Source organism: Paenibacillus sp. FSL R5-0923, assembly GCF_038009145.1.
Taxonomy (GTDB): Bacteria; Bacillota; Bacilli; order Paenibacillales; family Paenibacillaceae; genus Paenibacillus_AQ.
The window spans coordinates 3,323,530-3,337,222 of record NZ_JBBPAT010000001.1; the positions used below are offsets into that span (position 1 = coordinate 3,323,530).

The window sequence follows — 13,693 nt, forward strand, 5'->3', positions numbered from 1 at the left end:
ACCGCCCGATTATCCCGGACGGTCTGTTTACTGCTGATTACTGTACTGTAATTGCACCTATATTTGAGCTTAGGGACAATAAGGGGCCGCCCCCATTGATATCGGTCTTTCCGCCTTCTACACCTTTGATTTGCCCGAGATCACTATTGGCTTCTAAGCTGCATTTCATACCATCGGCTAGGACAGCACTGAGGCTGCCGACCTCTGTTTTGGCTTTTAGGCTGCTATCATCCTTCATCCCTGCTATATCCATTCGTATGCTGCCAGTATCGGATTCTATAGTGGATTTGCCAGTGATTTTAGCTCTTTCAATATTGATCGCTCCAACGTTGCTGACGATTTGATAATTCCCCTCTAGATTGTGAAGACGAATTTGACCTACGTTATTTGTGATTTTATATTTATTCATGCTGGCGGGGAGCTCTATATTATAGCTTATGCTAAAATCTGAATATCCATATTTGTCTTGCGCCCATGTCCATAAGTCCTTTTTAGGACTTGATTTGGAATGCGTGGACACCTTCAACGTATCACCACTGACCTCTACTAAAACTTCAGCATCATCTATAATCTTTTGACGGTCAGACGCATGGAGAGAGCTGTTGTGGGCTGAGATCGTTGCATTTACATGGATCAGATCTCCTGTAACAGCTGTAACTTCTATTTCTCCTACTGCATTGTCCATGCTGAGTACGGATGCTGAACCGATCGCTTGAGATACGGAGAGTTCTTTGCTAATGCTGTCTGCTTTAACTTCGTCAACTACCTTAGTAGCTGTTTCCTCAACGGCTTGCTGCACAGTTGCAGCTGCTTTTCCTAGCTCTTGCTTGACAACTTCACCAATGTTCTGGTGCACATTCTCAGAAATACTCTTTTCAACCTCATTTTTGGCAGATTGTCTGCCTGGTAATTCAGTGCAACCGGCCAAAAGTACGATAGATAATACGGCTACTGCTGCTAATACACTATTATTATTCCTTTTCCTCATTGAAAAAACTCCTCCTCATATATGGGTGTATGTGATCTGACATATGTGATTTCGTTATGTACTTCTGTAAGTATAGCTTATGGAATTTATCTGTAAAAACGGCTGGAGGCGGGTTATTATACTGGACCAAAGACTAGGTCTCAAAAGTGTTCACTACACTTCGATTTTTAATTGTGCTAAAATAAATGAAAGATCACTCGCTGAATAAATACGATACGGGTACATATTTAAAAGTGCGCGGAAATCCTCATATAGAACCTTCAGCAGCTACTGGAAATCGCTTTTTTCGGATAGAAGTGCATAGGTGTGCTAAGGCTACATTGTATACAGATATAGACCGTTACCTCACTTGCAGAACAGGGCGGTCTTTTTACTTTCTTTCTTTAATAAATCTTGAAGGGTGGAGGGAGCCAAATGAAATATGTAGCCATTTTGCTTGCCTTAGTAGTTTTGACAGGCGTATATTTTTTAGTCTGGAAACGGAAAATAAATACTACAAAAAATTATCCGCGTACCACTCAGAGCAATGTAATCTCAATGGATAGTCATCGTAAAGCCAAACAGAGCCCAGGGGAGCAGCCTTGCTCTTCTTGTAAGAAGAAGAATGGAAAGCTAGTCTTCTATGCACAAGATAATGGAACTGTGGTTGGTCTATGTAAAGATTGCCAATCGAAGGCGAAAAAAAGAGATATGCTACCGCTTTAAATAGAAAAAATAAGTTGTATTAGCCCGTCCTTTATGGTATTATTATCTCTGTTGTGTGGAATACGGTGGTCCGCTGCGGATAATGAGGGAGAGCAAAGATCTCTCCGGAAGAGGCAAGAACACCTGTACGGAAGGAGGAAGTCCTTAATGAATATCCTACAAGCTATTACGCAAGAGCAACTTCGTAAAGATATCCCGAGTTTTCGCCCGGGTGACACTTTGAAGGTGCATGTAAAAGTAATCGAGGGAACTCGTGAGCGTATCCAGTTGTTCGAAGGCGTTGTAATCAAACGTCGTGGCGGTGGAATCAGTGAGACTTTTACGGTTCGTAAAATTTCTTACGGTGTTGGTGTGGAAAGAACATTCCCAATCAACTCGCCTAAAATCGAGAAAATCGAAGTGGCTCGTCGTGGTAAAGTGCGTCGTGCTAAACTTTATTATCTTCGTGAACTACGTGGTAAAGCAGCGAGAATTAAAGAAATTCGTCGCTAGAATAGTGACAAAGGAAAGGGGCTTGAATTCAAGCCCCTTTCGTTTTATTATTTTATGAAAATATAGGAAAGCATCAGTTTCACGTTATACATTATTCTTATATTTCTCGTATAAACGCTTACCCGCCTTAAAGGACGCTAAGGGCGTTTTAGCTTGGCATACAATGCGTGCGACATATACGCTTGGGGATCAGCTTCTCCGAAAAGGCCTCCTGAAGGAGTATCTGTGGAGGGGTTTTTGGCAGGAGCTTTTTTGTGTTGTATAGTAAGAGTAGTATTAAGAGAGGACGGTGAACTATGCAGCAGGAACAAAGTGAAACTTTGGAATCAAGCGCGCAGAACCCACGTAAACCTAAAAATGAAGTCTTGGAATGGGTCAAGGCCATTGCGATTGCTTTAGTGTTGGTTTTTCTGATTCGCTGGCTTTTGTTCAAGCCTTTTATTGTAGATGGACCTTCCATGCAGCCTAATTTCCATACTGGTGAACGTGTTATCGTAAATGAGATTTTGTACGATATTAGATCTCCGCAGCGGGGCGAGGTTATAGTATTCCACGTGCCATCTGAGGGTAGAGATTTTATTAAACGTGTAATCGGTGTCGCTGGAGATACTGTGAAAGTAGAAGGGGATGTAGTTACAGTTAACGGGGAAGTTGTTAATGAGACCTATATCCAAGATGCAATTGATGCAAAGCATAGTATCAACGCTCTGTATAATAATAAAGATTTCCCTAATGAAGAGTTCCCAGATGGTACTGTACCTGAAGGACATGTGTTCGTTATGGGGGATAATCGCTCGGATAGTACGGATAGCCGAATGATCGGTTATGTACCTCTGGGGGATATTGTAGGCCGTGCAGATTTAATCTTCTGGCCGATAAAGGATATTTCACTGATTAACCATTAAGTTGACAGAAGTCAAAGGAGGTGACGGCAATGGCCATTCAATGGTTTCCTGGTCATATGACGAAGGCTAGGCGGCAAATCGAGGATAAGCTGAAGCTGATTGATGTTGTGATAGAATTGCTCGATTCCCGTCTGCCGCTTTCCAGCCGCAATCCGATGATTGACGATATTTTGCGGGATAAGCCAAGATTGATTATTTTGAACAAAGCGGATCTGGCAGATCCAGAAATTACACGGAAATGGCTAGCGTACTTCAAGGCACAAGGGCATGTTGCTTATCCTGTTGATGCATCTACTGGAACAGGTGTAAAGGATATTCCAGAGCAAGTCAAGCTGCTGCTAAAAGAAAAGATTGACCGGCAGATTGCAAAAGGAATGAATCCGCGAGCGATGCGTGCATTGATCGTTGGTATTCCTAACGTTGGTAAATCAACACTCATTAACCGGATGGCTGGTAAGAGTATTGCTGCTACTGGTGACCGCCCAGGGGTAACCAAGGGTCAACAGTGGATTAAGACAGGCGGCAACTTGGAGCTTCTGGATACCCCAGGTATTTTATGGCCGAGATTTGAGGACCAAGAAGTAGGTTATCGCCTAGCGGTAACAGGTGCAATAAAGGAAGAAATCCTGAATATTGAGGACATCGCCTTTTATGCAGTGAAATATTTGGTGAAGGACTACGGCTCTAGATTTCAAGAACGCTTTGGCATTGAGAAGCTTCCTGAGGATCTGGAGAATCCAGATGAGATCGTAGCTGTTATGGAAGCCGTGGGTCGTAAACGCGGTTGTCTAATCAGCGGTGGACGTGTAGATCTGGAAAAAGCTTCGCGGGCCTTGTTGCATGAGCTACGGGCAGGTAAGCTTGGACGCTTTACGCTGGAAACGCCTTAAATGGTGTGAATTCTGTGTTTAATGGACTAGGTATGGAAGAGCCATCCGAAATTTCGGAGGCTCTTTTTTATGTTTGGGTCCTCGACAAAGTACCTGAGTACGCCTCAAGCTAAGCCCCACTTTGTGGGGATATTTTATGGGAATGGATTAAATTGGAACGTCTATTTTAAGATGACCATGTAAGCTTTACTATGATAAGCTGACTTATATAGATCATAGAATAATTCATAATTGGCGGTGACAAATTAGTGAGTTCGTTAGATATGTTGGCCTATGAAAAAGAAGGCTGGGAACAGTCTTATCGCCGAATAGCAGGCGTAGATGAAGTAGGAAGAGGTTGCTTGTTTGGGGATGTCGTCGCAGCAGCGGTGATTTTGCCAGAGGGGCTTATTATTGATGGAGTGAATGATTCCAAAAAACTTACAGCTAAAAAGAGAGATGCTTTATACGAGATTATAATGGAGCAAGCGCTGGCCGTGGGTGTGGGGTACGTAGACTCTACTGTCATTGATGAGATTAATATTAAGCAAGCTTCACGCCTGGCCATGAAAAAGGCGGTTGAGAGTCTAGAGCACACTCCTGACTATATGCTGATCGATGCTGAAAAGGTAGACCTCCCATTGCCACAACATGCAATTATTAAAGGAGATGCTAATAGTCAGTCCATTGCAGCAGCTTCGATTATCGCTAAAGTGACACGAGACAGGTTGTGTGAAGGTCTGTGGGAGGAATTATACCCTGATTATGGGATTGCGATACATAAAGGTTACGCGACCAAGCTTCATCGGGAACAAATTACGGCTCTAGGTCCAACACCTATGCATCGGCGCAGTTTTATTGGGCGGATTCTCGCGGAGCAGCAAACGTTATTCTAGAAGCAATGCTTAAAAAAGTAGGATGAATACCGATATAGTAAGAAGAGAGAAAATGGAGGGAGGAGAAACGGTATGAATATCGGAACATTGATCCGTGGATTGCTTGGAGAACAAAAACCGGGTGCAGCGAAGTCTTTAGAGTTAAAAGAAGGGCAAGTTGTTCGTGGTGTTGTTCTCTCTGTATCGGATTCAGGCAAAGAAGCGGTTGTGCAAATCCAAGGTACACCTGTTCGTGCAGAATTAGAAACACCATTACTGCCTGGAGAAACCTTGAATTTACAGGTTGGATCACCCGGAGAAGGTGGATTACCCGTATTGAAGCCGGTCTCCCTCGGTGAAACGGCGTTAGTCACTCCCCAAAGCATGGGTGAGGCCTTGGAGTCGCTCGGATTAGCTGATTCCAAAGCAGGTCGAGAAATTGTACTAGCGATGCAAGCAGGAGGCGTTCCACTTACAAAAGAGACAGCGGCTTTGCTGGATGCGGTAATGAGTGCAAAACCAGCTGGTGTGCCTGCTTCAGAGTGGCTTGACGCAGCTGTCATTTCTGTAAAGCGGGGACTACCCGTTACAGCTGAGAGTGTGAGAGGATTGCAGCAGGCTGTATTTGGCCCGCAGCTGCATCAGCTTTTATCAGCACTGGAAGATCAGATTACTATATGGGCAGGTCAAATTGCTAATGAAGAAACAATGACCGCAGAATCTAAAGCTGGAATGGGTACATTTACTGGAAAACTCGAACCCTCGGTAACTGCAGGTGCTGGAAGTGGGAATAACATGGGTGTTGTTGAGAGTGATGTCACAGAAGCTGACCCTATACAATTGGCAGCTAAAGGAAATGGACAAGCTACAACTAAAACTGCTGAAGGCACTATTGCTAGCGGAAGTACGGCTCTTTCAGAAGGAGCAGCTGAAGGTGCTCTGAAACCGGTTGAACAAGGTACGCCAGTCAAGGTGACTCTTAATATAGCTTCTGATAATGAAACGGGGATTGAAACTGGCAAGCCAGTTGTAGTTGATGAGTCAGGTGAAGGAGCTCAGATCTCGAAGGGTGGTATTGTTACAGAGCCTATGGCTGGTAAATCAACACCTGGCCTGACATCCGGCGCTCTAAATAGTGCTTTAAGCGCTCAAGCTGATAGTGCGGTGAATAATCCTATCCGTTCCAGTGAAGTTGAGATTCAAGGTAATGCCTTGAATTTGAATAAGGATGGGGCATTGGATAGTGCTATACAGGCAGATAAGAGTCGGGCTGCCTCGATGGATAAGAGCGGGGCTATGCCGGGTGGCGCGAGTGTGAGCGCCGAAGGAACTGCTGCTGGTGCGGCGCCCCACGCAGCAAGTGGTCCCGCCCTGCTTGCGAAGCTGCAGGGCGTGCTCACCGAGCTGCGCGGCAGCTTGCCGCAGCTCGCCATGGTCCCGCCCGCTGACGCGGCGGGAGCAAGCCCTGCCCCCGCGGCTGCTGCGCCGCGCGGGGAGGCCCCGGCTGCGACGGCTTCGCCGGTGCAGCCGGACACCGCCCCACCCGCGGACGCGGAGTCGTGGGTGGGGCGGGTGCTGAAGCTGCTCGGTGCGGAGCACGAGCAGCAGGCGGTGCGCGGCGTCGCAGTAGCCGCCGCTGAGACGGCCCGCGCGGCGACAGGTACGGCCGCGCTTGGCAGTGCGGGTGTCGGAGGCGAACAAGCCACCGACACCTTGAAGGGCGTGCTGCTGCAGATCATGAGCAGCAGCGAGGTGCCGCCCGCGGTAAAAGAAGCCGCGAGCGGACTAGTGCAGCAGCTGACAGGACAACAGCTGCTGCTCAATACAGATCGAACGGCTCCTTTCGCGCAAGTAACTTTGTTCTTGCCGCTGCAGGGTCCAGATGGGCAGGAGACAGCTTCCGTTCATATTCAGTCGCGCCGGGGACGCAAGGGTGAATTAGATGCTGCCAATTGCAGGCTCTGGTTTGATTTGGATATGAAGCAGATCGGCCAGACACTGGTTGATGTGCAGGTTGTTGATCGAATCGTTAGTCTTAAGCTGCATAATGATCATCCTTGGGTGCTTGAGCTGCTGGAACAGCGGCGTGATGACATTAAAACGGCAGTAGAATCTATTGGTTATCAGTTGTCGGGATTAAGAACTGAACCTTTACCAGAACTAAAGCTATCTACAGAACTTGCCAATCCCCATAGTAAGCTTGTTGATTATGTTCCTGATGCTTATAAAGGAGTGGATTACCGTATATGAACGAGAATGAGCCTGTACCTCCAATTTCACAAGGGCTCAAAAAAGCGGTCGCTCTCAAATATAGCCCAGGACAAAGCGAGGCACCTGTCGTTGTTGCCAAAGGACAAGGGGCGATAGCGGATCTGATTCTGCAAAAAGCTAAAGAGAGTGGGGTTGCTGTCCAAGAGGACGCAGCTCTCGTAGAAGTTCTTTCAAAGCTCGATCTAGATCAACAGATTCCATCTGAACTTTATCAGCTAGTGGCTGAAATCCTCAGCTTTGTGTATCAGAGCGACCGTTCCGCCGGTGAACGGAGACCGGAATGAAAGAGCCATACACAAGAGAACGCTACAACCGCAAACAGAAGGGAGCCGCTGCTGAAGACGGGGCTGTGCAGTACTTATCTACTTGTGGGTACAAGATCTTAGAACGAAATTGGCGTTGTCGAACCGGAGAACTTGATATTATTGCGGAGAACGAAGGCTGTATTATTATTGTTGAAGTTCGCAGTCGTAGTGGAGAGCTATATCAAGGGACTCCGGAGGAATCAGTGAATACTCGAAAAATACATCAAGTGCGAAATACAGCACAGGTTTATTTGCATATGAAAGGTTATGATGATCGAAGAGTAACTTTTGACGTCATTAGCATTTTACTGAATGAAGATTTAAGCATCGCTTCTTTGGGGCATATACGTGAGGCTTTTTAAGCTGCACCCCATATTCTCACGCCATTCATTATGGGCACTAGCATTCTTATGAAAAAAGTCTTTACATAGCCTCCGCACAGTGGGTCATTTCTCAAAAGAAATGGGTAAACATTAGAGTAACTTTTTAATGTCATCATGAGGAGGGCTGTTTAAGTGAAGAATAAACCTTTTGAAATGCAGGTTAGTTTTGCTTGCCAATATTGCCAGCAGAAGATTGAAGTGAAATTTACCGCAGAGCCAGTATCCGTTGTCTGTTGTGCAAATTGCAATAAGAACTTCACGGTTATGCGGCCCACTATAGCTGAGGAAATATTAATCGATTGGAAAAATGAGGCGCTATTTCAAAAAATCCGTGCTGATAAATCACAAAACAGCAATAGCAGTCTCTTAGCGCTTGTTATAAAAGTCATAGAGCTTCTTACATGGCGTGATAAAGGAAATGGACAGGTGGAAGCGATTAAAGAGATGCGTGGCTGGCTCATTGAGAATGAAGAGACTCCCCCTCTAGCTGAACTCATCCAGAGCGATAATAAAAAACGATCACATAAGCGGCGTGACTGGAGATAATCATACAAACTATGATCAAAAAAGAAAGAAGGGTGAACATGGCTAACGTTTTTTTTACATCCGACCATCATTTTGGACATAAGTTGATTATTGATTTTGAATCCAGACCCTTTATAGATGTGGGGCAAATGAATGAAGCCATGATTGAGAGTTGGAATTCGGTAGTAAATCCGGATGATAAAGTGTTTCATTTGGGAGACTTTTCATTTCTTAATAAAGAAGCGACACATGCTATAGTGGAGAGGTTACATGGCTATAAGATTCTAATTCTCGGCAATCATGATCGGGGACGCGGTCGGGATTGGTGGCTTGAAGCAGGTTTTGACGAGGTTAGTGAATATCCGCTGATTTATAAGGATTTCTTTTTTCTCTCACATGAGCCTATGTATATGAATAAACATATACCTTACGTAAATGTGCATGGTCATATTCACGGCCAAAAATATGAAGGAAAGAATTATTTTAACATTTGTGTAGAGCATTGGAACTATAAACCGTTGACCTTTGAACAGATTAGGGACTCTGTCATAGTGAGTGAAGAAGGTTAATGTGGGTCTATGGGATTATTTATGCGTATTTATGCAATTCGATGTTTATTAATAATTCTTGATTACGCAAAGATTCCCTATATATAATGAGATATAATAGCAAATTTATTACCGGAAAATAAGGAAGCACCTTTTATCTTGAAGATGTGACACCCAAACAGGGGTGTATTTCAGGAGATGAGGTGTTTTTATGTATGGAAAAATGCATAGTGCATGTCTGTATGGAATTGAAGGGGTAATGATAGGTGTAGAAATTGATCTTGCGAATGGATTGCCACAGACGAATATCATTGGTCTGCCTGATTCTGCGATTCGTGAGGCAGTAGAACGAGTAAGAGCCGCTATTAAGAACTGTGGTTATCGGTATCCCCAGCAGCGCATTACGATAAATCTTGCACCAGCCGACTTACGCAAAGAAGGCTCTGCTTTTGACCTTGCGATTGCCCTGGGGATACTGATAACTAGTGGTCAACTGATAATGCCCTCAGCCAATGAGGTGCTTTTTATTGGAGAGCTTGCGCTTGACGGTAGTCTGCGTCCAGTATCAGGTGTTCTACCAATGGTGGAAGCTGCGCGCAAAAATGGATTTAAGGCTGTACTGCTTCCTGAAGGGAATGCTGCTGAGGCAGCTTTGATCAGTGGTATAAATATATACGCAATCGATCATTTGTGCGCATTACCGAACCCGGAAGAATCACTGTCCAATTCAGCAAAAGGTGAAGACGAACAGAACCAAAGGAATGGGGGAGTTTCCGAAGATATGCCTTCTTTATCATCTCTTCCTTTTCCTGTAACTGTGACCAAGGGGATAGATGCTAATGACCGACCTCCGGTTCTTGTCCTTTCTTTGGAACATCTTAAATATACCCCAGTTTACGGTACTTCTGAGGACTCCTCATTTGGAATGAACGAGATGATGGATGATTACAGTGATGTGCTAGGGCAACAACATGTAAAAAGAGCCCTAACCATTGCGGCAGCGGGTATGCATAATATATTGCTCATCGGTCCACCCGGTACAGGGAAGACGATGCTGATTAAACGCCTTCCAAGCATCCTTCCGAAATTGTCTGAGAGTGAGGCACTAGAGGTAACCAAAATATTTAGCGCAGCAGGAACTTTAAAAGATGCCCACAACGGCTTACTGCGTAGTCGTCCTTTTCGCTCTCCCCATCATACGATATCGGCCGCAGGCCTTATTGGGGGTGGAGGCATTCCAAAGCCGGGTGAAGTTAGTCTTGCGCATCGAGGGATTCTCTTTTTAGATGAGTTGCCCGAATTCTCTCGGAATGTACTTGAAGTGTTACGCCAGCCGCTCGAAGACGGGGTTGTTACCATAAGTCGTGCTCGAGCTTCTTTTACCTATCCTGCAAAATTCATGCTGGCCGCATCGATGAATCCCTGTAGCTGCGGTTATTTTGGGAGTAATCTTTCTCAACAACATTGTACATGCAGCCCCGCCAGGATTGCTCAATATCGCGCAAAGATATCAGGACCCTTATTGGATCGTATTGATTTACAGGTGGATGTTCCTCGCCCAAAGGAATGGGATCGTCAGGGGCATGTTCTATCTTCGGCTGAGATGTATGCAGAGGTGATGGCCGCACAGACGATACAAGCTAAACGGTTTAAGCGTTTGCCTATTTCTTGGAATAGTGAACTTTCCGGCGCTTCCCTTCGGAGATATGCAAGTCTTAGCCGTGAAGGTGCCCAATTGCTGTATGACATTCTGGAGAATTTAGGTTTAAGCATGCGAGCGCATGATCGAATTATTAAGCTATCCCGTACAATAGCTGATCTGGAAGGCGCACCGGATATTACTTCCGCGCATCTTGCGGAGGCTGTGCAGTACCGTAATTTAGACCGGCAGGCGATGACAGAAGAATAAACTAAATAGAGCAGCGATTCCCGTTATTGGCGAATTGCTGCTCTGTTTTTGGGTTATTGATTTCACCCGCGAAATTGTTAACGTCTCTGGAATCTTATGGACCCGAAAGACGTGATATGGGCATTTTTAGCTTTTGGAGCGTGCTTTCGGACTCCAGAGACACTATTTTTTTAAAAACGGCCCAAATATAGTCTTTTTTTATCAATAGCGTCGATGGGGCTCATTAATATTCAAAAGTGGACGTATGTTGCATTTAAAATCATCTGTATCCGTTAGGGCTTCGTTTGAGAAAATAATTCTCTATAGTTCCTTTACAGCACATTCAATTCTACAGCGATATTGCCGCGGGTTGCGCGGGAGTATGGACAAGCGCCATGAGCAGCCTCTACTAAAGAGGTTGCGGTTTCTCTGTCAACGCCTTTAACTAGCACATCAAGTTTAACTGCTATGCCAAAACCTCCATCTTCAACTTTACCAAAGCTGACTGTGGCCGTTACTTCGCTACCTTCAATTTTCACTTTTCCGAGTCGGGCAACCATGTTCAGTGCACTATCGAAACAAGCGGAATAACCAGCTGCAAATAATTGCTCAGGATTTGTACCTTCGCCACCGGCACCTCCCATTTCGCGTGGTGTGCTGATTGTAAGATTGAGCTTAGGGCTTTCTGATTCGATAAAACCGTTTCTTCCTCCTACGGCTTTAACAGTGGTTTCATACATTTTTTGCTGGATCGTCATCATTGTGTATCTCTCCAATTCCTAATTAGTTTGTGTACAATCTAATTTATCACAATTAACTATAATGTCAAATTATTTTTTCCTATTAACATGATGTTATGAGTGAATTATGATAAAATAAGGGTATAAGGCAGGTGATTAAGATATGAAAATGAATGAAGAAGATATGCAAAAGATGACGACTACACCTGAGCTGCTGATTGAGAATCAACTCTGTTTTACGATTTATGCTTGCTCTCGTGAGATCACAAAGCTGTATCAACCTTATTTGGATAAGATCGGTTTAACATACTCGCAATATCTGGTAATGCTTGTGTTATGGGAACGGCAGCAATGTACGGTTAAAGAAATTGGTGAGGCGCTATTTTTGGATTCGGGTACGCTGACACCTCTTTTAAAACGCCTACAAGCTGCAGGGTTGATCGTGCGTGAACGTTCGACACAAGATGAGCGAAAAGTTCTGATTTCACTAACGGAACAGGGCTGGGCACTTCAAAGCAACGCGGCTTGTATTCCCGGGAAAATGATGGAAGAAACGACTATGTCCGGCGATGAGACTGTAGAGCTGCTTGAGCAGTTCAAAAGCTTGCTAAATCGTGTTCATGATGCGAACACTCAAGATAGTAAAAAGTAAGTATAATCAGGAGTCTGTGCGATCGTTCGCATTCCGGCATGAAATCAAGCGAAAAAATGTGTACAAATCATGAATATATTTAAGGAAAGCGTTTTAAAAACATGTTACACTATTCTGGGTTCCTTTATATGGCATATAGGTAAGTATAAGCTTAGTCTTATAGATTTACTCAATGTCTCTCACAGAAATAAGGCCATTCTTTTACGAGTGGTAGAGCAGTTTCTGTTGGTTCCGGAATAGTGCTGCATGTTTAGCATCAGCCTATCCCTAACCCCGCGGCAATCAAAACGGAAGGCGAGATGACAACAGGCTGCCTGTTAAGTCACCACGCTACTTTAGGAGGCTACCGCTATGAATATCCACGAGTATCAGGGAAAAGAAGTGCTTAAGAAGTACGGTGTGGCCGTACCGAATGGAAAAGTAGCTTATACAGTGGAGGAAGCGGTAGAAGCCGCAGAGTCACTGAGTACACCGGTTGTTGTAGTTAAAGCTCAGATTCATGCAGGTGGACGAGGTAAAGCTGGAGGTGTAAAGGTTGCTAAGAATATCGATGAAGTGCGTACTTACGCAACCGAAATTCTCGGTAAGACTTTAGTTACTCACCAGACTGGTCCGGAGGGTAAGGTAGTAAAACGGCTGCTCATTGAAGAGGGCTGTCAAATTGTTAAAGAGTATTACATCGGTATCGTTGTTGATAGAGGAACTGGTCGAGTGGTTATGATGGCATCTGAAGAAGGTGGCACAGAGATTGAAGAGGTTGCAGCTACACATCCGGAGAAGATTTTCAAAGAAATCATTGATCCGGCAGTAGGTTTGCAGACTTTCCAAGCTCGTAAATTAGCTTACAGCATCTCTATTCCTAATGAACTGGTAGGCAAGACTGTGAAATTCATGCAAGCGCTATATCTAGCTTTTGTGGATAAAGATTGCTCTATTGCCGAAATTAACCCATTGGTAGTTACTGCGGATGGGAATGTGATGGCTCTAGATGCTAAATTGAATTTTGACCCCAATGCCTTGTTCCGTCACAAAGATATTCAAGAGCTTCGGGATCTAGATGAAGAAGATTTGAAAGAAATCGAAGCCTCTAAGTATGACCTGAGCTATATTGCACTTGATGGCAATATTGGTTGTATGGTGAACGGTGCAGGCCTAGCGATGGCAACGATGGATATAATTAAATATTACGGAGGCGAACCCGCCAACTTCCTTGATGTAGGGGGCGGTGCAACTACCGAGAAAGTTACAGAAGCCTTTAAAATCATTCTATCGGATGAAAAGGTAAATGGAATTTTCGTTAATATTTTCGGCGGTATTATGCGCTGTGACGTTATTGCTAACGGTGTTGTGGAAGCGGCAAGTCAATTGGGATTGACTAAACCGCTTGTTGTACGTCTTGAAGGAACAAATGTTGGATTGGGTAAGCAAATCTTGGCTGGATCGGGACTTAACATTGTAGCTGCTGATTCTATGGCGGACGGTGCCCGTAAGATTGTATCTCTTGTGCAATAATGGCTCGGAATTTGAAGCCAGTTATCGTATTTGAC

The 13,693-nt window shown here is 44.7% G+C and carries 15 protein-coding genes; 13 read left to right on the plus strand and 2 right to left on the minus strand.

The window, feature by feature from the left end; all coding sequences use genetic code 11:
- Positions 1–37: 37 nt before the first annotated feature.
- Complete coding sequence (locus tag MKX35_RS14805) at positions 38–988, minus strand: hypothetical protein (RefSeq protein WP_076299253.1); 951 nt, start codon at positions 986–988, stop codon at positions 38–40.
- A gap of 414 nt (positions 989–1,402) precedes the next feature.
- On the opposite strand from MKX35_RS14805, the gene MKX35_RS14810 reads away from it, so the two are divergent.
- The 11 genes from MKX35_RS14810 to MKX35_RS14860 all read left to right on the plus strand — a co-directional run bounded on the left by MKX35_RS14810 (position 1,403) and on the right by MKX35_RS14860 (position 10,775).
- Positions 1,403–1,693 (plus strand): hypothetical protein, encoded by a 291-nt coding sequence (locus MKX35_RS14810; protein WP_042189467.1) that lies wholly within the window; start codon positions 1,403–1,405, stop codon positions 1,691–1,693.
- 147 nt (positions 1,694–1,840) lie between these two features.
- Entirely contained in the window at positions 1,841–2,185 is a 345-nt protein-coding gene (rplS, locus tag MKX35_RS14815; RefSeq protein WP_042128973.1) for a 50S ribosomal protein L19, read from the plus strand.
- 296 nt (positions 2,186–2,481) lie between these two features.
- Positions 2,482–3,090, plus strand: coding sequence for a signal peptidase I (gene lepB / locus MKX35_RS14820; protein ID WP_042189466.1), 609 nt, complete (start codon positions 2,482–2,484; stop codon positions 3,088–3,090).
- 29 nt (positions 3,091–3,119) lie between these two features.
- Positions 3,120–3,980 (plus strand): ribosome biogenesis GTPase YlqF, encoded by an 861-nt coding sequence (gene ylqF, locus MKX35_RS14825; protein ID WP_042189465.1) that lies wholly within the window; start codon positions 3,120–3,122, stop codon positions 3,978–3,980.
- A 263-nt stretch (positions 3,981–4,243) separates the two neighbouring features.
- Positions 4,244–4,855, plus strand: coding sequence for a ribonuclease HII (locus tag MKX35_RS14830; RefSeq protein ID WP_076299252.1), 612 nt, complete (start codon positions 4,244–4,246; stop codon positions 4,853–4,855).
- 72 nt (positions 4,856–4,927) lie between these two features.
- The gene (locus MKX35_RS14835) at positions 4,928–7,084 is read left to right on the plus strand and encodes a hypothetical protein (RefSeq protein WP_076299251.1); all 2,157 of its coding nucleotides are present in this window, start codon (positions 4,928–4,930) and stop codon (positions 7,082–7,084) included.
- A complete protein-coding gene (locus tag MKX35_RS14840) occupies positions 7,081–7,389 on the plus strand; it encodes an EscU/YscU/HrcU family type III secretion system export apparatus switch protein (protein ID WP_042128964.1) in 309 nt (102 codons plus the stop codon). The genes MKX35_RS14835 and MKX35_RS14840 overlap by 4 nt, the downstream gene beginning before the upstream one ends.
- Positions 7,386–7,772, plus strand: a complete 387-nt coding sequence (locus MKX35_RS14845; RefSeq protein WP_042189462.1) for a YraN family protein — start codon at positions 7,386–7,388, stop codon at positions 7,770–7,772. Before MKX35_RS14840 ends, MKX35_RS14845 begins: the two co-directional genes overlap by 4 nt.
- Positions 7,773–7,925: 153 nt before the next feature.
- Entirely contained in the window at positions 7,926–8,339 is a 414-nt protein-coding gene (locus MKX35_RS14850) for a hypothetical protein (RefSeq protein WP_139328534.1), read from the plus strand.
- 38 nt (positions 8,340–8,377) lie between these two features.
- Positions 8,378–8,887 (plus strand): metallophosphoesterase, encoded by a 510-nt coding sequence (locus tag MKX35_RS14855; RefSeq protein WP_076299250.1) that lies wholly within the window; start codon positions 8,378–8,380, stop codon positions 8,885–8,887.
- Positions 8,888–9,077: 190 nt separating this feature from the next.
- Positions 9,078–10,775 carry a YifB family Mg chelatase-like AAA ATPase gene (locus MKX35_RS14860; RefSeq protein ID WP_076299249.1) on the plus strand — a complete coding sequence of 566 codons (1,698 nt, stop codon included), beginning with the start codon at positions 9,078–9,080 and terminating at the stop codon, positions 10,773–10,775.
- A gap of 311 nt (positions 10,776–11,086) precedes the next feature.
- Here the strand turns inward: MKX35_RS14860 and MKX35_RS14865 are convergent, their stop codons facing one another.
- Complete coding sequence (locus tag MKX35_RS14865) at positions 11,087–11,515, minus strand: organic hydroperoxide resistance protein (protein ID WP_042189459.1); 429 nt, start codon at positions 11,513–11,515, stop codon at positions 11,087–11,089.
- Positions 11,516–11,657: 142 nt separating this feature from the next.
- On the opposite strand from MKX35_RS14865, the gene MKX35_RS14870 reads away from it, so the two are divergent.
- A complete protein-coding gene (locus MKX35_RS14870) occupies positions 11,658–12,146 on the plus strand; it encodes a MarR family winged helix-turn-helix transcriptional regulator (protein ID WP_305953481.1) in 489 nt (162 codons plus the stop codon).
- 351 nt (positions 12,147–12,497) lie between these two features.
- The gene (gene sucC, locus MKX35_RS14875) at positions 12,498–13,658 is read left to right on the plus strand and encodes an ADP-forming succinate--CoA ligase subunit beta (protein WP_042128955.1); all 1,161 of its coding nucleotides are present in this window, start codon (positions 12,498–12,500) and stop codon (positions 13,656–13,658) included.
- Positions 13,659–13,693: the final 35 nt, after the last annotated feature.